This window comes from Sporosarcina sp. HYO08, assembly GCF_001563475.1.
Classification (GTDB): domain Bacteria; phylum Bacillota; class Bacilli; order Bacillales_A; family Planococcaceae; genus Sporosarcina.
This window is the reverse complement of record NZ_LPUT01000001.1, coordinates 153,911-178,223: the sequence shown is the minus strand read 5'-3', so window position 1 is coordinate 178,223 and position 24,313 is coordinate 153,911. Positions and strand designations below refer to the sequence as shown.

The window sequence follows — 24,313 nt, the reverse complement described above, 5'->3', positions numbered from 1 at the left end:
ACAATCAATATTTAGGGCCTGGCAGTTTTTTGGGTTCTTCTTTTGGACGATAGGCTGTCCACCCCGTAGATTGTCGAGCTTTTCTTTCTCTCACCTTTTCCATTACATCGATTACGACATTACTCCATTGGACAACTTGAGCAATTTTTTCACTGTTCTTTTCTGCTTCTTCTGTGATCGATGTCGATACTTTTCGAACCGATGCATTAAGTCCAGAAACAGAATCACCCACTCCTTTAACTGCATCGACAACCGAATTTAGTTTTTCGGCTTTTTGCTGAACATCTTCAGCTAAATTATTCGTTTTGTGAAGTAGCTCCGTCGTTTCTCTTGTGACGCCATCGAGCTGTCCCGTTAATTGATCCATCGTTTCTGAAACGCTGTGCAACGTTCGCTTAAGCGAGGTTAACGTGATGGCAAGCGCTATGCATAGTACTAAAAATGCAATGGCTGCGATAATTGCTGCTATGTACAATAAATTCTCCATGACAAATTCCTCCTCAATCACGCCTATTAACAATTTGTTCCCAATTTAATCCGATAATAAACGTTTTTCGCCAATAACTATAACTTCGACAACTTCCTAGTTTTTCCTTCTAATTTTACACAAAAAATTACCAAAAAAGCATAATAATGTATAGTGTGAAATAAGGAATTCTATTAACTATACTCTGGTGTTTTCGCCTGCTAACCTCTCGGATTATTCTTAATTATGTACACATTTATTTCAACTTATATAGTTTCTAAGAAAAAACAGCCAGACCCGGTGGATCAAGCTGTTTCTTCTGTTTCAATTTGCTTTTTAAATTCGTTCATATACTTTTGCACATCGCCTGCACCCATAAATAAATAGATGGCATTCCTATGAGCATTCAACCTGCCAATATCTTCAAGTAGAATATGCTTTGCACCAGCAATTTTATCTACCAAATCATTTACCGACAAGCTGCCAGAAGTTTCGCGGGCTGAGCCGAATATATCGCAGAGATAGACATGATCGGCAGATGACAAACTATTCGCAAACTCATCTAGGAGCGCTGCTGTCCTTGTAAACGTATGTGGTTGGAAGATCGCAACAATTTCCCGATCAGGGTATTTTTGTTTCGCTGATTGAAGCGTTGCATTAATTTCCGTCGGATGATGTGCATAATCATCGATGATCGTCCGCCCCGCTATTTCCATGACTGTAAATCGTCTTTTGACACCTTGGAATGAAGAGAGCCTATCTTCCAGCACCGCAACAGGAATGCCTTCATAATGGCAAAGCGCAATGACGCCAAGTGCATTTAAAATGGCATGGTCACCTGCAAGCGGAATCGTAAATGTATGGAAAAATTCATTGCGGACGAACACATCAAACTTCGTATATGCGGAAGTCTTTTCAATGTTTTTAGCCGCAAAGTCATTGGACTCATCAAGACCATAATAGACAACTGGTACATTCGCTTGAATCTTTTGGAGATGACGGTCATCACCGCAGGCGATTAATGCCTTTTTAACACGAAGTGCCATCGCACCGAATGCATCTAATACGTCATCTAAATCCTTAAAATAGTCCGGATGATCAAAATCGATATTCGTTATAATTGCATAATCTGGTTCATAGGCGAGGAAATGGCGTTTATATTCACATGCTTCAAAAACAAAGTATTCACTGCTCGCCAGACCTTCTCCAGTACCATCTCCAATTAAGTAGGTAGTTGGCTTATATCCAGACAAAACGTGGGATAGCAGACCAGTTGTTGATGTTTTCCCATGCGTTCCCGTGACACCAATAGAAATGAATTTTTCCATATAGTTTCCAAGAAAATCATGGTAGCGAATAATTTCCAGTTCTAATTCTTTTGCTTTTACCATTTCAGGATGCGTATCAGGGAAAGCATTTCCGGCAATGATGGTCATACCTTTTTGTATATTATTTTCATCGAATGGATAAATTGGTATTTTTCTTTCATGTAAAGGATCTTCTGTAAAAAAATACTTTTCTATATCCGAACCTTGTACTTCATAATTTGAATCATGAAGGATCTGTGCAAGCGAACTCATTCCCGACCCCTTGATTCCAATAAAATGGAACAATGTCATAGTGCAACCTCCCAGGATCATCTCTGATCCCTTTTTAATAAAAAACATCTATTCAAAGTACCTTGCTAGGTACTTATTATTATCAATTAAAAAATTGAGCCAAATCACTTTCACTTGCATACACATCACGTGCTTTACTGCCTCGTTGACCGGAAATAAAACCGTTTTTCTCCATGCGGTCAATCAATTTCGCTGCACGGTTATAGCCTATGCTAAAATTTCGTTGAAGTAATGAAGTCGATGCGCTTCCTTGCTCAACAACGAATTGGCAAGCCTCTTCAAAAAGTGGATCGGTCTCTTCCTCCTCAATCGCATTCGCTAGAAGATCTTCTTGACCAAACAAATAATCTGGTTCCGCTTCGTTCCGAACGTGTTCTATTATACGTTCAATTTCATCATCTGTGACAAATGTCCCTTGAAGACGAACTGGGGAAGATTTTCCATTTCCTATATACAGCATATCCCCTTTGCCAAGCAGTCGGTCGGCCCCTGGTGTATCAATAATCGTTCTAGAATCTACCTGGGAAGAGACGGAGAATGCAATACGCGTCGGCACATTCGCCTTAATAAGTCCGGTGATGACGTCAACAGACGGTCTTTGTGTAGCAATGATTAAGTGAATGCCGCACGCACGAGCCTTTTGAGCTATTCGGCTAATGGACACTTCTACATCATTTGGAGCCATCATCATCAAATCAGCAAGTTCATCAATCACAATTAGTAAATACGGCATTTTCAAAGAAAAACGCCTGTCTTCGATAACCGCTTTATTATACCGTTCAATATCCCGCACACCAGCATGCGCTAGCAATTCGTAGCGGCGTTCCATTTCTGCAACTGCCCATTTTAGCGCCGCCGTTGCAGCTTTTACATCCGTAATGACGGGGCTGATAAGATGCGGGATGCCGTTGAAAGGTGCAAGTTCCACCATTTTCGGGTCAATAAGCATCATTTTCAAGTCCGTCGGAGACGCCTTATAAAGTAGACTGACCAAAATTGAATTAATGCATACAGACTTACCAGAACCGGTTGCGCCTGCAATCATTCCATGCGGCATTTTACGCAAATCAAGCGTCACAGGTTTTCCTGTCAAACTTAAACCAAGCACCGCTTCAAGTGGTGATGTCGAACTTTTAAATTGTTCTGTATTGATCACCTCAGAAATACGAACCGCCCTCGTTTGACGATTTGGAATTTCAATGCCGATGGAGCTTCTCCCCGGAATCGGTGCTTGAATCCGAATATCTTCGGCAGCTAAAGCAAGCTTAAGATCATCGGTTAAATTGCGAACTTTACTCACTTTTGTTCCTTGACCGACTGTTAGCTCAAAACGCGTAACAGTTGGCCCTTGAACCGCTTCAATGACAGTTGCCTGTACCGAAAAATGCGATAATGACTCTTCAAGCTTCTCCGATTGAGACTCGAGCCATTCCAAATCTTCAATTTGGGATTCGGGCGGCACTAGAAAATCTAAAGAAGGCAGCGCATAGTAAGGTTCCTCTTCTACCTCTTCAACCGTATCTCTTTCCGCCTCTGTGACTGCTTCTATTTTCTCTTCTGTCAGATCGAGCTGTTGAGGTGATAATTCCGCTTCTTTTGTACTGGCCAACTCCGCTTTAGCCGTCGTTTGTTGCTCGCGGAGCGCCAATTTTTCTTTATCAGATTTTAACATGATCACATTGAACGGAATGACCCGCTCTTTTTTTTCCACTATCGGTTCCGCAGTTTCAATGGATGAAGCAACAATCTGCTCTTCTACTTCTCTTGTCATTGCAGGAAGATTTGCGCTAGAAACTTCTTCGTTCGCATCCGCTACAATCGGATCTTCCATTCTTTCCTTTTGTACGGAGAACTGTTCTTCTATTTCTTGCTCTTTCATTTCTTCTTGTATGCTAAGCGCTTCTTGCTCTTCAATTACTTTTTGAAGCGCTTGTTCCTCTTCAACCGGTTGCGTGATTTGCTCTACATTGGTCGCCTGATTTTCACTTTTTACAACTATATCTTGTAACTCATCAAGAAGTTCTTCACTTTCAAAGTCTTCTATTGCCGGTTTAATTTCTACTTCATTCACTACCAACTTATCAAAAGATTCCGTATGCTCTTCTTCAAGCCTTTCATCTAATTCTTCGTTCTCTTCTATTTTAGTTTCTATAGAATTTAGTACAGAATCTTTTTCACTAATTAGCTCATCTACCGATCGAACTACAACTTCTTTAACTTCTTCTTGAACAATACTGCTGGCTGCCTGATGTTTGCCTTCTTCAAGTTCTACTTCTACCCGCGTTTTTTCTATTTCTTTCCCCCTTGAACGCAGAGACATATAGTCATCCATAGCGCGGGACAAAGGATTAAAAGCAGGCGCTCTTTTTTCTACATTAAAACCGTATATAGGGGACGGAACTTCCGTCGGTGTAAACGGTTTGCCCGATCGTTTTTGAACAGCGGAGATATTCGCTTCAGCTTTGGGTGAAGTAGATTCTAGCACACCCATCTTTTTTTCTATGTTACTTTCAGGCTCTAATACAACACGATTTTGATATTTAGACACGGTACCGGCCCTAAATATTTTGCCTGTCGTTTCTTGTGTTGGCCATCTGTCATTTTGATAAAGCGGGACTGTTTCATATTCCTCGTCTTTTTCTTGAAAAAATTGTTCCTCAAAATGACTTCTTTCAGTTGTTGGCGCATCCTTCCATCCATAGATTTCCGCATCAGTAATCATTGGAAATCGAAAGTTAGGGCGCGGTCTTTCTAGCTCTTGTTCATTAATTATAATAGATTCATTTTCGTTTGTTTTCGTTTCATTTGGAATTTCTTCCACATTCTCTTCTTCCGTTTGAAAGAACCGATTCTTCATTTTCGTAAACCATTTCAAGACTATCACTCTTTTCTCGTCAATCACCTTATTCTAACAGGATTTGAGCGCATTTATCAATTGCTTCGATAAAAGGGGAAAAACGTACCACGCAGGTACGTTTTTCTAGTTTCAGTGTGTAAATGGCTCACCGGCAACAGCACTTTCTTCTAAGACAAGAATCCCTTTTGCTTCCGATGCATTAGGTAGTGCAAGCTCCTTTGCCGAACAGATCATCCCAGACGATGCGACACCACGCAATTCAGCATCACGAATGACCATTCCAGAAGGCATGACGGCACCAACTTTGGCAACGACAACTTTTTGGCCGGCGTCTACATTTGGCGCGCCGCACACAATTTGAACTGTTTCATCTCCAATATCAACTGTACAAACACTTAACTTATCTGCATTAGGATGTTTTTCCTTCGTGACGACGTGCCCAATGACAAACTTAGGAGAAAGGTCTACATCTAATTTTAGATCAACATTATTCTTCCGAAGCGCTTCTTGGATTTCTGCAACTAGTTTATCCGTTAATTCAACTTGTCCGTTTCCTGTTACTTGAACATAGTCGGTCGCATGAAATAAGTTAAACCCAATTAATGATTCTGACGATTCGTCATAAATTAACGTAACATCATCGTTCGATTTTGTAATCACAGCTTGTGGACGATCCGTTGTCAATTGCACAAGCAAGACATTCCCAATTCCATTCTCATTAAAAAATACGTTCATTTTTTTCTTTCTTCCTTTCTTGCCACTCGATTTTTCGCCATAATGAAGATCGGCTCCATCTTCCCTTTTTCGAAAAGAAAAGAAAGAGACGTGACAGGTACTGCTCCTGTCGTAAAGAAATGCATTGCCATTTGGGCAAGTACATCATACCCTGTGTCGTTGCGAATGTCTCCAATAATGAGGACATCTTGATGGGGAACCGAGATGGTCATATGCCCTTTGATTTTACTTTCCATTTCATTCAAAAACGCTTGGTTTAAGATGCGGCTTGCATCATAGCCGTCATTATTATTGACAAAATAATAAACATTATCTGCCACTTCGTCTTTCTTCATGGCAGTTGGTAGTGAGCGAACACGGAACATCGCTGATTCCATTATTTCCGTCTCTGACATACCGATTTTATCCAACATTTGTTCATCCACTAGTCGATAGGTTGTATCAAGATCCAATGCATAAAAAATACGCGTTTCAGCTGTATGGTCTTTTGTGATGAATCGAACACCTGCCGATGATTCGGTTGGAAATGAAGTGGAACGAATGACCGGATAAATGACGGCCTCTTTCCCAAAGCCTTCAGATTGCTCTTTTTCCATCGCTTTAAATGTTTCTCCAATGGTGTAGACGATCTCATCAATGGCAGCTTCCTTCTTCACCTCATACTTTGCTAAAATTTCAGGTAAAGAAATATCCATTCCTTTATTCAACGTTGCATGATCTAAACGGACTTGATCTTTCTTTCGATCAAACGACCATTGGAAATGATGTGACGGCAATCGTTCTTTTAATAATTCAACTAACTGTTCAGATTTCATTTAAAGAATCCATCCTTTCTGCAATAAAAGAAGCGCAAAGACTTCTTGCGCTGATCGGAATTATGATTTTTCCTTAATCGAACGTACAATTTCCATCATCTTGGTCAAATTCTCTTCAATCTTTTTCTTATTCGCCATCGTTGTCATTTTTGCACCGCCGACACTCGCGATAAGTTCAATCTCATCTTCGCCGCTTTCCACCACAGCTGCAAAGCCAAACAGACCATTGTCTGTGAACGTTTGGGATTCAATGATTTCCTTACTCGTGTCTGCCTTTAACAAGTCGAAAAATAGACGACTATCATTTTCTTCATTCGGATTTATAAACAAAATAAAAGTCTCGTCATTTTTTGTGAAAACAATGTTTTGCGCATCGGAATTTTCCGCAATTACGTATCCCGCAGGCTTATATAATTGAATACCATCGATTTCGGCTGTTTGTTCTTTAGGACCTGCTGTAAATGTATTTCGTGCTGCTTCGATGCCAGCATGTACCTGTTCTTCAAGTGTTTGACCACAAGCTGTAAGAAGCAACGATGAAACAAGCAGCAGGAGTATGAATTTCCATTTTCGGAACATCCGATATCCTCCATTCTTACAAGTATACTTATCAATTACGCCTAGGCGTAATTGCGTCGGGATTTTGAATTGCGCTTGGGGCCTACAGGAGGTAAGTCATGCAGTCGTTGCGACAGGACGTCGCGCACTTAGACTGCCTTCCTTAACTCCTTTCAAAATCCCTGACATCCGCCGGAGGCTTAACTTGAATCAGCTAGGAGTTTGGATTCCCACTGATTTAAAGGAATTTTAGCATTCATCCCGTCACTTATAGAAACGGGGGCTTCTGCTGAATCAAGTTAAAGTTCCTTCTATTATTTTAATGATCTCTATATGGAGTTGCAACTTTGGCGATTCATGGCGTCTGTTGTCGATATTTCATTTGACCTAACAGAAGGAGCATAATATGTTCGAACAATTGATCACGGTTCACTAATCTTGCGGTAAACATGCCCATCGCACCTTCATTACTGCGAATTCCTTGCCTCTTAAAATAGGCGTCAATGACTGGACCAAGCTCCTTGCCGCGTAATATTTCCATTGCAATCTCATGCGGCAGCGGGATTTGTGCCCCACCAGCAGTAAATTGATCGCCACTTGGTAAAACAAGCACTCCCCAGTTACACAAGTACATTTGCTTGCCGATCATTCGCACGCCACCTTCTAACCCGATGCCGATTGCACCCTCTCTTGTTGCAGCTGCACGCATAGCCCGATTCATTGCACCAAGTTGCGTTTCATTATCTCCAAATGGCTGATCAGAAACACCTGAACTGACTTCCACTTTCAACAAGACTGTTTCTGGAAACCAAGCTGTAATAGTCTTTTCTACCGCTTGCACTTTTGCTGCATTTGTTGACCCGATGATAAATTCCATTATGTACACCTCGTTATCTGTCTGGTTGGTATTAGGATCACCAGGTTCCTTGCCGTTTCCTTTAAAATCATATAACTAAAGAGTCAAACAGTAAAGACTTCAACGGCTTGATGAGATGCGCTAAGTTTATTTCTTCTTCAATCAGGGAAACTCATACACATAATGAATTGATATTTCATGGAGTGAATGGCCGATATGACAATAGAAGAACAGATCCAAACGACAGAATTACCCATTCGTAGATCTCATCTTTCTTTTCTCTTACCTTTAGGATTCAATAACAAGAAAAGACTAGCATTTACACGATCACTCGAAAAAAATGAATACACCTTTTTTAAACTTAACGAATGGACTGAGCAGGAAAATATCTTTGGGGAAGACATTTCTGTTAAGTCGAAAGAACTTGAACAGTATTTCCTGCCTCATACTGAGCATATTCTTTTTCCCATCTCATTGAAAGAAAATGGATTCCACCGGTTTACAAAGGCTATTAAAAAGACCTTCTATCTTCACATCCATAAAGTGAAGATACCTTTTCATATACAAAGTTTAGATATTACGCTCGGATCTTTTGGCATCGCTTTTTTAACGATCCGCGTAACATTGGACAGTTCCGACAATGACCTGGCAGACGTTCTCGATTTTGTGCATCATTTTCGAACAGTGCAACCTAAATTGCACGAAGAGCAAGGAGCAGTCATCTTCGATCCAGACAATAACCAGCCATTTTCTGTTCATGATTTACTCTTTACAAAGCTTTGCCCTTTCTTAAAAGAGTTCATGTTGCATGATGAAAATTTAGACCGCTATTTTGGCTCACTCCCTTACTACGAGGATGAACGAATGTTTGTATCCGCGTTTCTGTTCAGTGAAGATAACGCGACAATAACGGATGATCAGTTATATCGCATGGGGGCGGTAAATGGAAGAACCTCTACTGGCGAAATTTTCATTTCAGCTAACAACCCTAGTTATATTTGTCGTTTTCTGAACCAATGCTTGCATGACAGGTGGGCACCGCACACATACACGATCGTGACGTCCCATGCTTTTATGACGATCACAAATAAACGACCCGAAAGTATGGTTCGAAAGCTCTCCCAATTTATGGGCACCCACTATTACAATCTACTGTTACACTATTTTTATAAAATCATGTTACTACGGGTTGCTTATGAATACAGTAAGATCAATTGGGAAAAAGATGATGAGTATGTTAAATCATTGATCAAGTTCATTACATTATTTTCTTCATTGTATTATAAGAAGGAAGTAAGCACACGGTCTGAAGGGAAAGAGTTCACTAGTCTTTTCCAGAATGCTTTTCATACCAATTCCCTTTTCAAAGAAGTACATCATACTTTACAAGCATTGTATAAAAGTCAGGAAAATCATACTGCGGATCGGATGAATATGCTTTTATTTGTCCTAACCGTGTTTACGGTCATTTCAGGAATTTATGGCATGAATCTCGTCATTAAAGACTGGGAACTTCCTTCAGGCTGGAAAAACCTTACGACCTATACATGGTTTGAATGGATTGCATTCGTTACCGCTATCACGGGAATTGGTCTCTCGGTTTATCTGGTAATCACGACTTTTAGTAAAATGCTCAAAAGTAAATGGCGCAAAAAAAACTCAAAAAACCAAATGGAGTAGTGTAAAATAGTTAAAAGTCATCCAAAGCATTGTCAGCTTTGGATGACTTTTTGTTATACATTTCTTTTAATGGCTTCCAACGTCGATTTGTCGCATGCTTTGACAAGCTTAATGAGGAGCTCTTTGGCTGCCGCATAATCATCTGTATGAATGATGGAAGCAGATGTATGAATATATCTTGAACAAATCCCGATCACGGCACTTGGAATTCCTTCATGCATTGTGTGTACACGCCCGGCATCCGTCCCCCCAGGTGAAACAAAGTATTGGTATGGGATGTTGTTAGATTCTGCCGTATCTAAAATGAATTCGCGCATGCCGCGATGCGTGACCATCGTACGATCAAAAATTCGCAGCAATGTGCCTTTACCTAGCTGTCCAAATTCATTTTTATCACCTGAAGCGTCATTTGCAGGACTTGCATCTAATGCAAAAAAGAGATCTGGACGAATTAAATTCGTTGCAGCTTGTGCACCGCGCAGTCCAACTTCCTCCATAACATTGGCACCTGAATACAATGTATTCGGCAGTTGCTCACCATGCAGCTCTTTTAACAATTCAATCGAAAGACCGCAGCCATAGCGATTATCCCAAGCCTTCGCTAAAATTTTCTTTTCATTGGCCATTGGGGTAAAGGAGCAAACCGGCACAATTTGCTGTCCTGGGCGAATCCCTATTTTTTCTGCATCTTTTTTGTCATCTGCTCCAATATCAATGAGCATATTTTTAATATCCATCGGTTTACTGCGAACTTCTTCACTTAACAGATGCGGCGGGATCGAACCAATAACGCCTGTAATCGGACCGCGATCTGTCATAATTTCCACGCGCTGTGCAAGGAGTACTTGACTCCACCAACCGCCGAGTGGTTGGAATCGGATCATTCCATTATCTGTAATCGCTGTGACCATAAAACCAACTTCATCCATATGTCCTGCGACCATGATACGCGGACTATTTTCTGGTCCTTTTCGCACACCGAAAATACCGCCAAGATGGTCTTGTACAATTTCATCCGAATATTTTTGCAGTTGTTCGCGCATGTAATTACGTACCGCATGTTCATTTCCGGGTGCACCTGGAAGCTCTGTCAGCGTTTTAAACATTTCCATTGTTTCATTCGACATCGTCATTTACTTCAAGCCCCTTTAATTTAGTCAGTTAAGTTAATTATATACAGTTATTAGTGTAGACGATCATTCAAAAAGTTTCCATTGATTGCTAAGAATTATCCTCACGCCTGCAATCGATATGGTACACTTATGGAAAGACTGATGTAAGGAGTGTTGGGATTCTATGAAAATGAAAGATTTTCTTGCAGGAGTTCTAACCGGCGTTGCGGCGGGTATTGTTGTAAGCGAAACCATTGACCGTATCAACCAAAACGTTCCGGCAGATTACGTCTTAGAAAATGTTAAAAATGCGTTTAAACAAGAAGGTCCGATCGATGGATCGTGGATCGTCATGAAAACCGAGCCATTTGTAAATCATGCGATCACAATGGACGTCTACCGCGGCGGCATTTCACGTGTGAAGAATGGCGACTTGGAACAATTTGAATTTGCAGCCAATGCAAAAACCGGTACAGTTGTGGAAATTACAAAAAAATAAATAAAGAGACTGTCCTAGATGCGCAAAACACTTCTAGAACAGTCTCTTTTTTCTACACCGAGCATTCTAACGCCTCAACGATTTCTTTCCCACTTTCATCCCATTGAACGAGGCGATAGACTGCATCATGATAAAAGATAAATTTGTAACCAGCAGGCAAAGCCTCTTTCATTAATCGTTCTTTGGCGTAAATGGACGTCATTGGATAATCATCGAACGCTAATACCCATAGCGGATTGCTGTGGGCATGAGTCGGCATAATATCTGCCATATGCAAAATGGTGTCACCATCTTGTGTAAGCTTGACGATGCTATGCCCTTCGCTATGGCCGCCTGTATGAATCAGTGCTATGCCAGGAAGCACTTCAATCTGTCCGTCAAATGTTTTCACCTGCTGCTGTATCGGCTCCCAATTTTCACGAAAATACGCATTTCTGGAGCGAATATTCGGATGACGCATTTCATCCCACTCGATTGCCGAAACGTAAATCTTCGCATTCGGAAAAAATGAAACAGTTTGTTCTCCAATCCGCTTCGTTAAGCCTGCTGCATGATCATTATGCAGATGGGTCATGATAATCAGATCGATGTCTTCAGGTACAAGACCTAGCTCCCCCAAACTTTCTTCAACATTCGATTCCGAAACCATGCCCAAATTACGCTTTTGTTTTTCGGTAAGCTTCCCTTTTCCATGTCCAGTATCAATCAGAACATTTTTCCCCCTATACTGGATTAAAATCGGATCATTTCTCAAGCGAATCTGGTTATGTTCATTTGTTTCATACCGTTTTGACCATAGTACTTTAGGAACAACACCGAACATTGTACCGCCATCTAAATAATTCAGCCCTCCGTCTAGCCAGGTGAGCTGCATGTCGTGAAATGTATATTGATCCACCTCAAAACCCCCATTCCCCTACTCCCTTAGATCGTTTTCGGAACGAACGCCGATTCCAATCGATAAATCGGTTGTCCTTTCGCTGAAAACTTCTCTTCATATTCCGTCATAATATTATCTTCCGGCATTTCAGCATGCAAGTCGAGAGAGACATCTTTTAACTTCATGCCATATTCAGACATCGTTACGAGCGAATACTCAAAAAGTTTGCGGTTATCCGTTTTAAAGTGAATTTCACCGCCTGGAATTAGTACTTCTTCATATAACGTTAAAAATGATTCATGCGTTAAACGTCGTTTCGCATGTCTCACTTTTGGCCATGGATCTGAGAAATTTAAGTAAAGCCGATCAATTTCTCCCGCATGGAAAATTCCCATTAAGTCGGATCCATTCGCCCGAAACAAGCGCAAATTAGATGGCTTTCCTGCCGCAATTGCTTTTTCGAGTGCGGAAACAATAACATTATCGAAATGCTCAATGCCAATATAGTTAACCGTCGGATTCGCAAGCGCCATTCCAACGATAAATTGCCCCATGCCAGATCCAACTTCAATATGAATCGGATTTTCATTTCCAAATAACTGGTGCCAGCCTTCTTTCATTTTTTCCGGCTCGGCGATGAGGACATCGGGATGTTCAGCCATGAAATCCCTTGCCCAAGGTTTATTTCGAAGACGCATTTTACTTTACACTCTTTTCTTTATTCATCTTTTAGCGCAAACAAGCTTCTCGACGTTGTTTGACCTGTGTCAAGAATTGTTTGCGCCGCTTTAAATTGTTTAAATTTCATCGGAATCGATGTTTTTCGAATGGCGTTAAACCATGCCTCATACGATCTTTTATCAATAATCGTTACATCAAATGGAGCATTCGGATAATCAACAAAACCGTTGGGGGAAATTAGTACTTTTCGAATCGGAAAGTCAATCTCTTGTTGGCGAAATAATCCTTCTACTACCCTTTCCATTCGGTTTAAGGAAATAATTGGATTTAATACTTTCGATTCTATTTCTCCCCATCTTTTCATCCAAAACCGTTCTCCGCTTCCTATGAACGACGCATCATTTTCCTTATCCAGCACCGTGATGCAAAGACATTCAATCGGTGTGAGAAGAAGAATATCGAGTTCGATCGGCGCTTTTTTCGGCACAACAATCGGATAATAAAACAACAATAAATTATCAGGAAGCTTTTCCAAAAAACTGCGCAACAACGGATCCCGGTAAAAACGCGGATCAATTGGGGAGCTTTCCATTAACGTAGAGCTTGCCCACTTTAACTGATATTGAAATAGCTGCTGTAAATAAACTTTGCGCAGTTGCTGTAAATCTTTCGGTTCATGTGCAAACTGTAAGGTAAAACCAAAATCATCTTCTTGTTCATCTGTCCCTGTTTCTTGTTCTTCTGGCTCCTTTTTTCGGCGTACCCAAAATCGAGAAAGAAACGATCGTTTTTCTTCTTGGACTTCCTCTTGCACTGCCGGGCGCTTCCACTCCGATAAATCTAGCCCGTTTTCCCACTGTTTTTTTAATCTTTCCCATTGATATTGTTTTAACCGAATATACTGTGTTGGATATCGCGATAGATCATTTTCATATCGGGAAACATAGTCTAGCAGCTTCACAAGCTGTGCCATTTCTATTCACTCCGATACTATTGTAATTAATTTTTCCCAATAGGAACAGGGATTTGTGCCGCAAAGGCTTCTTGCAGCTTTTTCGTTATGACACCGGGCTGCCCTTCTCCGATCAGTGACTGATCGACAGCAACAACAGGCATAACTTCAGATGTGGTGGACGTTAAAAACAACTCGTCCATTTGAAATGCTTCACGAAGCGTAAAGGCTTTTTCTTCAATCGGGAGCCCAATTTCCTGACACAGTCTCATAACAGTTTGACGTGTAATGCCATTTAAAATTAAATTCGTTGCAGGATGCGTGTAAACAACTCCATCTTTAATCCCAAAGAAATTGGATGCAGATCCTTCTGTCACAACTCCGTCACGGTGAAGCAATGCTTCAAAGCAGCCGGCTTCTTGCGCTTCTTGCTTTGCAAGGACATTACCAAGCAAGTTTAAGCTTTTAATGTCGCAACGCAGCCAACGGACATCTTCAACCGACTTTACTGTAATTCCCACTTCCATATTCGCAACTAGTCTTGGATTTGTTAAAGCATAAGCCATAAATACAGGCTGTACGGAAGGATTCGGGAATTGATGGACGCGCTTTGCGTTTCCTCGCGTCACTTGTAAATAAATATGGCCAGTATCCAAGTTGTTATTCTCAACCAATTTGGAAGCAATTTCAATGATTTGCTGTTCTGTGTATGGAACAGACAACTTAATTTTATCCGCGCTTTCGAATAGTCTTTGAATATGCTCATTGGCAGTGTAAAGTTTGCCATTGTATACTTTGATTACTTCATAGACCCCATCTCCAAAATAATAGCCACGGTCATCTACTGAAATCGAAATTTCTTGTTTGTCTGCAAATTTTCCATCGATAAAATAAATTGACATCTTTGGTCCTCCTAGGTCATTTCGTTCCAAGACGTGTTTCTGTTTTAACATTATAACATCCAACCGTCCAATAATAGAAGTTACGATTCGGTTTCAGTTAAGTTGATCGAACATTAACAATAATTTAACACTATTTAACTTTAAAATACGTTATACTAGTACTGTCAGAAGAATTGCATTCTGGCGAATTGGTACAGAAGATTTTTAGCAGATCCATGTCAATCGTCTCTCGTCCTTGGAAATATGAAGATGAAGGAGTGGTTGAACACTTGAACTCCCCTACTGATCGTATGCTTACCCGTATTAAGGATGTATACTTATACATCCTTGACAATGGTACTGTCACAACGACAAAGTTGGTTGAAGAATTCGGTATCACCCACAGAACTGCACAAAGGGACTTACATGTCCTGGAATACAATGAGCTCGTCACAAGCCCGGTTCGCGGTAAATGGACAACAACTGCTAAAAAAGTGAAAATATAATCTTCTGTACCAAAAATAAAGAGGCCGAGCCACAATTTGGCTCAGCCTTTTTCTTTAGTCCTAGTTATTCTTTCGGCATATAAACAGAGAGTGCTGCCAATTCTTCGTTCGTTAATTCACGATACGCACCAAGTGATAATTGCTCATCCAATTGTAACGGTCCCATGGATAATCGTTTTAAATAGATGACTTTTTTCCCAACTGCTTCAAACATACGCTTCACTTGATGAAATTTCCCTTCCGTGATGGTTAGTTCGATTTCGGAAACAGATGCAGATTGTATAATTTTTAGTTGCCCAGGCTTAGTAAAGTAGCCATCATCCAGCGTAACTCCTTCCGCAAACTGCACGGCATCTTCTTCCGTCACGACCCCTGCTATATGAGCATAATACGTTTTTGGCACTTCTTTTTTTGGCGATAATAGATTATGTGCAAGTTTGCCATCGTTCGTTAATAATAAGAAGCCTTCTGTATCTTTATCGAGTCTGCCAACTGGAAACGGTTTAAAATGTTGGCTTTCCCCGTCTAGTAAATCGATAACGGTTCGATCCCGAAGGTCTTCTGTTGCCGAAAGAACATTTTGTGGTTTATTCATCATTAAATAAATGAATTCTTTATAAATAATCCGTTCACCGAGCAACGTTACTTCATCCGCATTCGGATCAACATGTGCAGCCCCATCTTTTACTGTTTCTCCATTAACACGAACGGCGCCTTTTTTCAGCAGTTGCTTTACTTCTTTGCGTGAACCGAATCCCGTATTTGAAAGTAGTTTATCTAATCGCATCTCTTCACCTCCCAAGCCCAAGCTTATCCGTATATTTCGTGAGTCGTTCTCCAAACAGTTTTTGCGCAAGTCCAAGCTTTAATGATAGTAATCCGTATACGGCTCCGCCAATCGCAGCACAAATGGCAATATACATAAAGGCGTGCACTTTTCCGCCAACAGGTGAAATGGCCGTCAATCCTTTAAGGGTGAACAATACTGCGACGAACATGACCGCATTCAATAATCCAATTAATAAAATGCGCCGCACAACCATCTTGGATCGGTAATGAAGCGTCTTATGGATGACAAAAAGATTCAATCCAACTGCAATGGCATAACCGATCGCAGTTGCAGCGATTGCCCCATTCGTTTCAAATAGCTTAATGAGCGGAATGTTTAAAACAAGTTTAAAGAGTAAACCAACTAAAGATGTGAAAACGATCCATTTATGGCGATTAATGCCTTGCAAAATTGCCGCTGTCACAGTGTACATGCCGAACAAAATCGCAACAGGTGCATAGCTCGCTAACACTTCCGCACCGATTTCATTCTTTTGATAGAGGAATTGATAAAATTCATTCGATAACGTCATTAATCCAATGACGATTGGCAATGTTAAAAAAAATAAGATTTGAAACGTTTGGTCCAATGAGCGTGTAATTCCGTTTTGATCACGTTTTGTATAGTAGCTCGTAATCACCGGGATGAGCGCCATTGAAAAGCCCGTCGCGACCATCACAGGAATCATGACAATTTTATGTGTCAAGAAGTTCAACATCGATAAATAAATATCCGATACTTTAGCCAAACCGATCGATGCCATCGCTTGGTTAAAGGTAATCATATCGACAAATTGATAGAGCGGGTTAATAATGCCAACGAGCACGAATGGCAAAATATACGCAAAAACTTCACTGTACATATCTTTAATGGACACATTTTCTGCCGGTGGACTTTTCGCTAGTAAATGATCGAATTCCGGCTGATAGCTTTTCCAATACTTATACAAAACAACAAGTCCAGCTAACGCCCCGATGAATGCTGCGAATACCGCAAAGTTAACAGCTATACGCGGTGATTCATGCATAAAGTTAACGACGATGTATCCTCCCACGAGCACAACAACGATCCGAACAATTTGTTCGACTAGCTGCGAAACAGCAGTAGGCTCCATTTTTTGATAACCTTGCAAGAACCCACGGACAATACTCATCATTGGAACCGCTAATAGCGCATAACTTACCCAGCGAATAACACCTGTAATTTCCTCAATTGTAAAAATTTGTTCATCACTTTTTCGGACAAGGTGAGCAATCGGCTCTGCCAAAAAGTATAAAGTAAGGAAAGACAACACCCCAGTCAGTCCCATGACGAGCATGCCCGACCTTAACATTTTTCGCCCTGTTTCATAATCTCCAAGTGCATTATATTTGGCGACGAATTTCGATATGGCAAGCGGCGCACCGGAAATCGCAATTGAGAGCGCAATATTATACGGTATGTATGCGTATTGGTATAAGCCAATATTTTCTTCCCCAACTATTGCATAAAACGGAATGACATATAAAAGACCTAATGCTTTCGATAAAAAAAGCCCGATTGTTAAAATGGCAGTGCCTTTCACTAAATTAGATGACATTGTTTTAATCCTTCCATTCAATGAAGATAAAGGTAAATCTACTTTATACAGTTTACCGTTTGAAGACACTTTTCACAATGATAAGTGCCAACCTTTGTGTATAATGAAGAAAAACAGAACGAAAGTGTGGTTTCTATGATGTATGACATCATCGTCATCGGCGGAGGTCCTTCAGGCCTAATGGCATCGATTGCCGCCGCTGAAAACGGCAGCAAAGTGCTGCTTTTAGAGAAAGGCAAAAAGCTGGGGAATAAATTAGCGATTTCTGGCGGCGGCCGCTGTAATGTCACCAATCGGCTTCCCCAGGAAGAAATTGTGAAAAACATTCCCGGCAATGGGCGTTTTTTATATGGTCCTTTTTCGGTTTTTAATAACCAAGATATTATTCAGTTTTTCGAAAAGCTTGGTGTTGCGTTAAAAGAAGAAGATCACGGCCGGATGTTTCCAGTTTCGAATAAATCAAAAGATGTTGTGAATGCTTTGCTTACCGAGATGGACCGTTTAAAAGTTGAGGTACGTCTTGAAACGAAAGTAAAAAAACTGTTAATGAACGACGAAAAAATTATTGGCGCCCGATTAGAGTCTGGCGAAGAGATTCAAGCGAAATCAATTGTTGTCGCAGTCGGCGGCAAGGCTGTTCCGCAAACAGGCTCTACAGGAGACGGTTATCCTTGGGCAGAAAAAGCCGGTCACACGATCACGAAACTGTATCCAACAGAAGTGCCGCTTCTTTCAAGCGAGCCTTTCATCGCATCGAAAGAACTGCAAGGACTTGCCCTTCGTGACGTTGCCGTTTCGGTGCTAAACGCAAAAGGTAAAACATTAGTGACGCATCAAATGGACATGCTGTTTACACATTTCGGTTTAAGCGGGCCTGCGATTTTGCGGTGCAGCCAGTTTGTTGTGAAGGAGCAATGGAAAAATGGCGGAGCGCCTGTTGAGATGCGGATCGATGCCCTTCCTTCCATGAATGAAGAAGAAGTGTTTCAATCGATTCGTTCGCAGCTGAAGGATGATCCGAAAAAAGCTTTGAAAAATGTGTTAAAAGGCATTGCACCCGAACGTTGGCTACTGTTTTTATTCGACAGAGCAATGATCGATCCGCAAGAAATTGGCGCGACACTTGCTGCCGAAAAAATCCGTAAGCTGGCGCGTCTATTAAAAGCGTTTACGATGACGGTCAATGGTACACAGCCGATCGAAAAAGCATTCGTAACAGGTGGGGGCATTTCCGTCAAAGAAATTGAACCAAAAACGATGGCTTCCCGTAAAAAAGAAGGATTGTTTTTCTGCGGAGAAATTTTAGACATTCATGGCTATACGGGTGGGTATAACATTACTTCGGCACTTGTAACTGGTAGAATCGCGGGGATGAGTGCGGGAGCATTTGCGAAGAACATCTAAGGTACCTGGCACACCTGTTTAAGAGTAAGAAAAAAAGCGAGTCATTCCTCTTTTAAATGGAGGGATGGCTCGCTTTTTTCGAGTGTGTGTAATTCCCACAATCACTGCGGAACTTTATTCGAAGCGATGAACCCAGTTTCACGTCCTAATTTATTAAGGTGTCGAGTCATACTATTTAGATCCTCTTCACGTACAATTCGAAGCATTTCTTGCGTTGCTTCCCTCAGCTCGTCCTCAACTGGATGGTCTGGATCATAAAACGCCAAATGTTGCGCAGCCATAACGAAACTAGATAAATCTTTAAAAGCTTTCAATGTAATCTCGTAATTATTACTCATTAGTATCTTCCCCCCATACGTTGTTGATTTCATTATAAGCCAACTGGTACGGACAAGCAATAAAATTACAGAATTTAGTTAAAACTTAGTAAACATTCCACTATTTAATTCCCACGTGAAAAATAACTAGATCAAAATGAAAGTGGAGGGCATCTGCCGAATCAAGTTAAAAGTAAATACTAATATACGTCTTTTCCCCACATACAGTAGCAAGGGGTGGTCTTTCATGAGAAAAACCGGGTTATCATTGTTTGCGTTCTTCCTATTATTGACTATTTCCGCTTGCACCAAAGAAGAGCGTTTTGAAAAAGCCTTTTTTGAGATCGGTTATCAAGAAGTGGATCAAGCTCTTATGGATAGTAAACAACATTACAAACGTGATATTGCATTACCCATTCGAATTCCGCCGATTGCTTTCACGCACTCTTTCGGAAGATTTGCCGATTTGGAAGGCTATGAAGATGATCATCTTGAAATCACCTACTTAAACCAAAATAATGAGGAAAATCATTATAAAATTGTCATAAGACCGATTGAGTATAAGAGCCTGCTTGGTGAAGATAAGATTGATAAAGTATTTACGCTAAATGATGGCAATGAGGCACTTTTTAGTGAAACTGCGTTGGAAGGGTTTAATACGTTAGCCTTTGAAAAAAATGGGTGGCAATATGTCTTAATGCTTGATCATAATGCTGCAAAACATGCATCTGAATTATTACTAGACATTGCGAATTCAGTCAGGGATTGAAAATTGCCTTCGTCTAAAAAGAATATTCAAAAAGCCTGTATCCGAACTCATTTTATAAGTTCGGACACAGGCTTCGTTCATACAATTTATTTCGCTACAATATTCACAAGTCTTCCCGGGATAGCGATGACTTTTTTCAATTCTTTTCCTTCGAGCCACTGTTTGACATGCTCGTCATCCAACGCGACTTTTTCAAGGTCTTCTTTTGTAATATCTTTCGCAACATCGATTTTTGCGCGGACTTTACCGTTAATTTGAACGGCAACTTCCACTGTGTCGTCAACGAGCTTTGTTTCGTCATATGTTGGCCAAGCTTCATACGTAATTGTATTTGTATGACCTAGCTTCTCCCATAGTTCTTCCGCTAAGTGCGGTGTAATTGGGGAAATCAATTTCACAAAGCCTTCCACATATTCTTTCGGAATCTCGTCAACTTTATAGCCATCATTGATGAATACCATCATCTGTGAAATAGCAGTATTGTTGCGCATGCCTTCGAAGTCTTCCGTCACTTTTTTGACTGTTTGGTGATACACTTTTTCAAGTGGACCGCCCGTTGTGTCAGTAATTTTTGCACTTAGTGAACCGTCTTCGTTGACGAATAGACGCCAAATACGGTCTAGGAAACGGCGTGCGCCATCCAATCCGTTTGTCGACCATTCTTTTGAAGCTTCAAGTGGTCCCATGAACATTTCATAAAGACGCAGCGTATCCGCACCGTGAGAATGTACGATATCATCTGGATTAATAACGTTGCCAAGTGATTTAGACATTTTGACATGCCCTTCACCTAAAATCATCCCTTGGTTAAAGAGCTTTTGGAATGGTTCTTTCGTCTTGACAACACCGATATCATACAATACTTTGTGCCAGAAACGTGCGTACAATAAGTGAAGAACCGCATGTTCCGCACCACCGACGTAAATATCAACCGGCAGCCAGCGTTCTGCAAGTTTCGGATCGATGAGCATGTCATCATTATGCGGATCGATGTAGCGGATATAATACCAGCAGCTGCCTGCCCATTGCGGCATCGTATTTGTTTCGCGGCGGCCTTTCATACCCGTTTTCGGATCGACTATATTTACCCACTCATCAATATTCGCAAGCGGTGATTCACCTGTACCACTCGGTTTGATATTATCCGTCACAGGCAATTTAAGCGGTAGTTCTGATTCATCAACAGTTGTCATTGTGCCGTCTTCCCAATGGATAATTGGAATCGGCTCACCCCAGTAACGCTGTCTGGAGAATAACCAATCGCGCAGGCGGTATGTAATTTTCTTTTCGCCTTTGCCTTGTTCGACAAACCAAGCAATCGCTTTTTCAATCGCTTCTTCTTTCCCAAGTCCATCCAAGAAACCAGAGTTGACGTGCGCACCGTCACCAACATACGCTTCTTTTGAAACATCTCCGCCCGCCACAACTTCAATGATCGGCAAGTCAAATTCCTTCGCGAATTCATAGTCACGCTCATCATGCGCCGGAACTGCCATAATTGCACCGGTTCCATAAGACGCAAGTACATAGTCCGCAATCCAAATGGGCATTTTTTCGCCGCTTGCCGGGTTAATCGCGTAAGCACCTGTAAATACGCCCGTTTTCTCTTTTGCAAGATCCGTACGCTCTAGGTCGCTCTTCATTTTTACTTCGTTTAAATAGTTTTCAACCGCTTCTTTTTGCTCGGCTGTCGTAATTTTTTCGACTAATTTATGCTCCGGGGCAAGCACTGCATACGTTGCGCCAAAAATCGTATCTGGACGCGTCGTAAACGCTTCAAATGATAGATCTGTGCCATCGATTTCAAATGTTAATTGTGCACCTTCTGAACGGCCGATCCAGTTGCGCTGCATATCTTTCAGGCTTTCCGGCCAATCAAGATCATCTAAATCTTCTAGTAAACGATCTGCATATTCTGTAATGCGAAGCACCCACTGACGCATTGGACGACGCTCAACCGGATGACCGCCGCGCTCGGATTTCCCGTCGATCACTTCTTCGTTCGCTAACACCGTTCCAAGTGCAGGACACCAGTTCACAGGTACTTCATCGACATATGCCAAGCCTTTCTTGTACAGTTGGATAAAAATCCATTGTGTCCATTTATAATAGCTTGGATCAGTTGTATTAACTTCACGATCCCAGTCATACGAAAAACCTAGATCTTTCATTTGACGTTTAAACGTCGCGATATTTTTCGCTGTAAATTCAGCCGGATCATTTCCCGTGTCAAGTGCATACTGCTCAGCAGGTAGACCAAACGCATCCCACCCCATTGGATGAAGGACGTTATAGCCCTGCTTCCGTTTGAAGGAACTTAAAATATCCGTTGCAATATAGCCGAGCGGATGGCCGACGTGAAGTCCTGCCCCCGACGGATACGGGAACATATCTAGTGCATAAAATTTCGGCTTGGATGGATCATCTACCATTTTATATGTTTCGTTTTCATCCCAATACTGTTGCCATTTCTTTTCAATTTGACCATGATTGTAACTCATACTATAACTCCTCTACTATTTAAAGATAAAAAAATCCCGTCCCTAAAAAAATAGGGACGAGATCATGAAATGCATTTTCCCGCGGTGCCACCCAAATTGACGACAAAGTCGCCCAGCTTGAATCCTTAACGCGGAAAACGGCAATTAGTTACTATTGTTCACCAATGCGAGCTCTAAGGTGAGTTCATCAAAATTGCGCCGCCGACTTGCACCAACCGTCAGCTCTCTATCGATCACTTTTCTGATTACTATTCCTTATCAAAGCAAAAAATATGTTGTTTCATGTCGCTTTCGTACAGTGTACCCGAATTGTGAAAAAAATACAAGCCGACATTGAAGTTGCCATCTTTCATCGACTATCCTTTATCAAAAACGGACATTTTCTTTCACATCATTTTGAATAAGCGGCACTTCTGTTGTATCGACAACATCTTGAATCGAATAGCCTTCAAACACTTCTTTTAATTCGAGTCCTTCTGGCGTAACGTCAATCACAGCACGCTCCGTAATGATTTTTTGGACGACACCCTTTCCTGTCAGCGGCAAAGAACATTCCTTTTTAATTTTTGGTGAACCATCCTTTGCGACATGATCCATCACAACGATAATCTTTTTCGCGCCATGCACAAGGTCCATCGCACCGCCCATCCCTTTAATCATCTTGCCTGGAATCATCCAGTTTGCTAGATCTCCTTTTTCTGACACTTCCATTGCACCGAGAATTGCAACATCGATATGACCGCCGCGAATCATACTAAAAGATTCGGCACTAGAGAAATAGGCAGATCCAGGAATTGCGGTAACCGTTTCCTTTCCGGCATTTACTAAATCTGGGTCAACTTCGTTTTCAGTTGGGTAAGGTCCAATGCCTAGCAAGCCATTTTCAGATTGAAGTACGACTGTTTTATCTTCCCCAATAAAATTCGCAACTAACGTAGGGATGCCAATGCCTAAATTGACATAGTTACCGTCTTGGATTTCCTGCTCCGCTCGTTTCGCAATTCGTTCCCTTATATTTAATGCCATTCGTGAACGTCCCCTTCCCTTATCGAGTTGTCAACCGCTCAATTCGTTTTTCCTGCTCTGCTTGCAGCAAGCCTTGCACATAAATGCTAGGTGTGTGAATCATCGCTGGATCTAAACTGCCTGTTTCAACGATTTCTTCCACTTCCGCGATGGTCACTTTACCTGCCGCCGCCATCATCGGATTAAAGTTTTGCGCTGTTTTATTGTAGATTAAATTGCCGAACCGATCCGCTTTTGCCGCACGAATGAGTGCAAAATCCGCATACAAAGCCTCTTCCAAAACATACTCCTTGCCGTTAAAAATACGTGTTTCTTTTCCTTCTGCGACAGTCGTTCCAACGCCGGCCGGAGTGTAAAATGCAGGTATGCCTGCCCCGCCCGCGCGTATTTTTTCCGCCAATGTTCCTTGCGGCGTCAATTCCACTTCAATTTCGCCGGATAGTACTTGACGCTCAAACTCTTTATTTTCTCCCACATAGGAGCCAATCATCTTTTTAATTTGTTTGTTTTTTAATAAGAGCCCCAGTCCCCACTCATCTACACCGCAGTTATTTGAAATAACCGTTAAATCAGTAACGCCTTTATCAACGAGTGCTAAAATGAGCTGTTCTGGAATTCCAACTAGACCAAATCCCCCAACCATCAATGTGGCACCGTCATGTATCTCGGCAACCGCTTCTTTAGCCGATGTGTAAATTGGTTTCACGTGACACTCCCCCTTTATCATTCATCACTTTAAGAATTCCCTTGCCCTTTCATTTAATCAAAGTTCATTGAATGTTTCAATAATA

23 protein-coding genes and 1 other annotated feature are annotated in these 24,313 nt (G+C 41.3%); of the genes, 5 read left to right on the top strand and 18 right to left on the bottom strand.

All coding sequences use genetic code 11. From position 1 onward, the window contains the following. Positions 1-4 precede the first annotated feature (4 nt). The 7 genes from AU377_RS00885 to AU377_RS00855 all read right to left on the bottom strand — a co-directional run bounded on the left by AU377_RS00885 (position 5) and on the right by AU377_RS00855 (position 7,927). The gene (locus AU377_RS00885) at positions 5-487 is read right to left on the bottom strand and encodes a DUF948 domain-containing protein (RefSeq protein ID WP_067402686.1); all 483 of its coding nucleotides are present in this window, start codon (positions 485-487) and stop codon (positions 5-7) included. A 284-nt stretch (positions 488-771) separates the two neighbouring features. Then, the gene (gene murC, locus AU377_RS00880) at positions 772-2,085 is read right to left on the bottom strand and encodes a UDP-N-acetylmuramate--L-alanine ligase (protein WP_067402683.1); all 1,314 of its coding nucleotides are present in this window, start codon (positions 2,083-2,085) and stop codon (positions 772-774) included. Between the two features lie 82 nt (positions 2,086-2,167). Then, positions 2,168-4,960 (bottom strand): DNA translocase FtsK, encoded by a 2,793-nt coding sequence (locus tag AU377_RS00875; RefSeq protein WP_253724345.1) that lies wholly within the window; start codon positions 4,958-4,960, stop codon positions 2,168-2,170. A 111-nt stretch (positions 4,961-5,071) separates the two neighbouring features. Continuing rightward, positions 5,072-5,677, bottom strand: coding sequence for a YtpR family tRNA-binding protein (ytpR, locus tag AU377_RS00870; RefSeq protein WP_067402680.1), 606 nt, complete (start codon positions 5,675-5,677; stop codon positions 5,072-5,074). Continuing rightward, on the bottom strand, positions 5,674-6,492 hold the full coding sequence (locus AU377_RS00865) for a DUF1444 domain-containing protein (protein ID WP_067402677.1): 819 nt from the start codon (positions 6,490-6,492) through the stop codon (positions 5,674-5,676). Before AU377_RS00865 ends, ytpR begins: the two co-directional genes overlap by 4 nt. 60 nt (positions 6,493-6,552) lie before the next feature. Then, positions 6,553-7,071: a hypothetical protein gene (locus AU377_RS00860; protein WP_067402674.1), complete on the bottom strand. Its 519-nt coding sequence runs from the start codon at positions 7,069-7,071 to the stop codon at positions 6,553-6,555. A gap of 334 nt (positions 7,072-7,405) precedes the next feature. Beyond that, positions 7,406-7,927 (bottom strand): DUF84 family protein, encoded by a 522-nt coding sequence (locus AU377_RS00855; protein ID WP_067402671.1) that lies wholly within the window; start codon positions 7,925-7,927, stop codon positions 7,406-7,408. A 195-nt stretch (positions 7,928-8,122) separates the two neighbouring features. Between AU377_RS00855 and AU377_RS00850 the strand changes: the two genes are divergently transcribed. Beyond that, entirely contained in the window at positions 8,123-9,586 is a 1,464-nt protein-coding gene (locus AU377_RS00850) for a hypothetical protein (protein ID WP_067402668.1), read from the top strand. A 53-nt stretch (positions 9,587-9,639) separates the two neighbouring features. Here the strand turns inward: AU377_RS00850 and AU377_RS00845 are convergent, their stop codons facing one another. After that, positions 9,640-10,713: a M42 family metallopeptidase gene (locus AU377_RS00845; RefSeq protein ID WP_067403879.1), complete on the bottom strand. Its 1,074-nt coding sequence runs from the start codon at positions 10,711-10,713 to the stop codon at positions 9,640-9,642. 169 nt (positions 10,714-10,882) lie between these two features. Here AU377_RS00845 and AU377_RS00840 point away from each other — a divergent pair, with 169 nt between their 5' ends. Beyond that, positions 10,883-11,197: a peptidase M4 gene (locus AU377_RS00840; RefSeq protein ID WP_067402664.1), complete on the top strand. Its 315-nt coding sequence runs from the start codon at positions 10,883-10,885 to the stop codon at positions 11,195-11,197. A gap of 52 nt (positions 11,198-11,249) precedes the next feature. On the opposite strand, the gene AU377_RS00835 is transcribed toward AU377_RS00840, so the two are convergent. The 4 genes from AU377_RS00835 to dat are packed head-to-tail and all read right to left on the bottom strand — an operon-like array spanning position 11,250 to position 14,612. Then, complete coding sequence (locus AU377_RS00835) at positions 11,250-12,095, bottom strand: MBL fold metallo-hydrolase (protein ID WP_067402661.1); 846 nt, start codon at positions 12,093-12,095, stop codon at positions 11,250-11,252. 26 nt (positions 12,096-12,121) lie between these two features. After that, positions 12,122-12,775: a tRNA (guanosine(46)-N7)-methyltransferase TrmB gene (gene trmB, locus AU377_RS00830; RefSeq protein WP_067402657.1), complete on the bottom strand. Its 654-nt coding sequence runs from the start codon at positions 12,773-12,775 to the stop codon at positions 12,122-12,124. A 20-nt stretch (positions 12,776-12,795) separates the two neighbouring features. Continuing rightward, entirely contained in the window at positions 12,796-13,731 is a 936-nt protein-coding gene (locus AU377_RS00825) for a nuclease-related domain-containing protein (RefSeq protein WP_067402654.1), read from the bottom strand. A 26-nt stretch (positions 13,732-13,757) separates the two neighbouring features. Beyond that, a complete protein-coding gene (gene dat / locus AU377_RS00820; RefSeq protein WP_067402650.1) occupies positions 13,758-14,612 on the bottom strand; it encodes a D-amino-acid transaminase in 855 nt (284 codons plus the stop codon). 269 nt (positions 14,613-14,881) lie between these two features. Here dat and AU377_RS00815 point away from each other — a divergent pair, with 269 nt between their 5' ends. Further along, the gene (locus tag AU377_RS00815; protein WP_156450359.1) at positions 14,882-15,097 is read left to right on the top strand and encodes a DeoR family transcriptional regulator; all 216 of its coding nucleotides are present in this window, start codon (positions 14,882-14,884) and stop codon (positions 15,095-15,097) included. A 64-nt stretch (positions 15,098-15,161) separates the two neighbouring features. Here the strand turns inward: AU377_RS00815 and AU377_RS00810 are convergent, their stop codons facing one another. Together AU377_RS00810 and AU377_RS00805 are read right to left on the bottom strand one after the other, a co-directional pair. Continuing rightward, on the bottom strand, positions 15,162-15,884 hold the full coding sequence (locus AU377_RS00810; protein WP_067402647.1) for a pseudouridine synthase: 723 nt from the start codon (positions 15,882-15,884) through the stop codon (positions 15,162-15,164). 4 nt (positions 15,885-15,888) lie between these two features. After that, positions 15,889-17,505 carry a polysaccharide biosynthesis protein gene (locus AU377_RS00805; RefSeq protein ID WP_067402644.1) on the bottom strand — a complete coding sequence of 539 codons (1,617 nt, stop codon included), beginning with the start codon at positions 17,503-17,505 and terminating at the stop codon, positions 15,889-15,891. 138 nt (positions 17,506-17,643) lie between these two features. Between AU377_RS00805 and AU377_RS00800 the strand changes: the two genes are divergently transcribed. Further along, positions 17,644-18,909: an NAD(P)/FAD-dependent oxidoreductase gene (locus AU377_RS00800; protein WP_067403873.1), complete on the top strand. Its 1,266-nt coding sequence runs from the start codon at positions 17,644-17,646 to the stop codon at positions 18,907-18,909. Between the two features lie 101 nt (positions 18,910-19,010). Here the strand turns inward: AU377_RS00800 and AU377_RS00795 are convergent, their stop codons facing one another. Next, complete coding sequence (locus tag AU377_RS00795) at positions 19,011-19,247, bottom strand: hypothetical protein (RefSeq protein WP_067402640.1); 237 nt, start codon at positions 19,245-19,247, stop codon at positions 19,011-19,013. Between the two features lie 226 nt (positions 19,248-19,473). Between AU377_RS00795 and AU377_RS00790 the strand changes: the two genes are divergently transcribed. Then, entirely contained in the window at positions 19,474-19,995 is a 522-nt protein-coding gene (locus AU377_RS00790; RefSeq protein ID WP_067402637.1) for a hypothetical protein, read from the top strand. Between the two features lie 86 nt (positions 19,996-20,081). On the opposite strand, the gene leuS is transcribed toward AU377_RS00790, so the two are convergent. The 3 genes from leuS to AU377_RS00775 form a co-directional block, all read right to left on the bottom strand. Then, complete coding sequence (gene leuS / locus AU377_RS00785; protein ID WP_067402634.1) at positions 20,082-22,496, bottom strand: leucine--tRNA ligase; 2,415 nt, start codon at positions 22,494-22,496, stop codon at positions 20,082-20,084. Positions 22,497-22,545: 49 nt separating this feature from the next. After that, positions 22,546-22,767 (bottom strand) — a binding site (T-box leader). 95 nt (positions 22,768-22,862) lie between these two features. Next, entirely contained in the window at positions 22,863-23,522 is a 660-nt protein-coding gene (locus AU377_RS00780) for a 3-oxoacid CoA-transferase subunit B (protein ID WP_067402631.1), read from the bottom strand. A 19-nt stretch (positions 23,523-23,541) separates the two neighbouring features. Then, on the bottom strand, positions 23,542-24,228 hold the full coding sequence (locus AU377_RS00775) for a CoA transferase subunit A (protein WP_067402628.1): 687 nt from the start codon (positions 24,226-24,228) through the stop codon (positions 23,542-23,544). Positions 24,229-24,313 lie beyond the last annotated feature (85 nt).

Bases quoted from the DNA above. Each gene is read 5' to 3' on its own strand.
- AU377_RS00885 (WP_067402686.1), bottom strand. From the start codon at position 487: ATGGAGAATTTATTGTACATAGCAGCAATTATCGCAGCCATTGCATTT.
- murC (WP_067402683.1), bottom strand. From the start codon at position 2,085: ATGACATTGTTCCATTTTATTGGAATCAAGGGGTCGGGAATGAGTTCG.
- ytpR (WP_067402680.1), bottom strand. From the start codon at position 5,677: ATGAACGTATTTTTTAATGAGAATGGAATTGGGAATGTCTTGCTTGTG.
- AU377_RS00865 (WP_067402677.1), bottom strand. From the start codon at position 6,492: ATGAAATCTGAACAGTTAGTTGAATTATTAAAAGAACGATTGCCGTCA.
- AU377_RS00860 (WP_067402674.1), bottom strand. From the start codon at position 7,071: ATGTTCCGAAAATGGAAATTCATACTCCTGCTGCTTGTTTCATCGTTG.
- AU377_RS00855 (WP_067402671.1), bottom strand. From the start codon at position 7,927: ATGGAATTTATCATCGGGTCAACAAATGCAGCAAAAGTGCAAGCGGTA.
- AU377_RS00850 (WP_067402668.1), top strand. From the start codon at position 8,123: ATGACAATAGAAGAACAGATCCAAACGACAGAATTACCCATTCGTAGA.
- AU377_RS00845 (WP_067403879.1), bottom strand. From the start codon at position 10,713: ATGTCGAATGAAACAATGGAAATGTTTAAAACGCTGACAGAGCTTCCA.
- AU377_RS00840 (WP_067402664.1), top strand. From the start codon at position 10,883: ATGAAAATGAAAGATTTTCTTGCAGGAGTTCTAACCGGCGTTGCGGCG.
- trmB (WP_067402657.1), bottom strand. From the start codon at position 12,775: ATGCGTCTTCGAAATAAACCTTGGGCAAGGGATTTCATGGCTGAACAT.
- AU377_RS00825 (WP_067402654.1), bottom strand. From the start codon at position 13,731: ATGGCACAGCTTGTGAAGCTGCTAGACTATGTTTCCCGATATGAAAAT.
- dat (WP_067402650.1), bottom strand. From the start codon at position 14,612: ATGTCAATTTATTTTATCGATGGAAAATTTGCAGACAAACAAGAAATT.
- AU377_RS00810 (WP_067402647.1), bottom strand. From the start codon at position 15,884: ATGCGATTAGATAAACTACTTTCAAATACGGGATTCGGTTCACGCAAA.
- AU377_RS00805 (WP_067402644.1), bottom strand. From the start codon at position 17,505: ATGTCATCTAATTTAGTGAAAGGCACTGCCATTTTAACAATCGGGCTT.
- AU377_RS00800 (WP_067403873.1), top strand. From the start codon at position 17,644: ATGTATGACATCATCGTCATCGGCGGAGGTCCTTCAGGCCTAATGGCA.
- AU377_RS00795 (WP_067402640.1), bottom strand. From the start codon at position 19,247: ATGAGTAATAATTACGAGATTACATTGAAAGCTTTTAAAGATTTATCT.
- AU377_RS00790 (WP_067402637.1), top strand. From the start codon at position 19,474: ATGAGAAAAACCGGGTTATCATTGTTTGCGTTCTTCCTATTATTGACT.
- leuS (WP_067402634.1), bottom strand. From the start codon at position 22,496: ATGAGTTACAATCATGGTCAAATTGAAAAGAAATGGCAACAGTATTGG.
- AU377_RS00780 (WP_067402631.1), bottom strand. From the start codon at position 23,522: ATGGCATTAAATATAAGGGAACGAATTGCGAAACGAGCGGAGCAGGAA.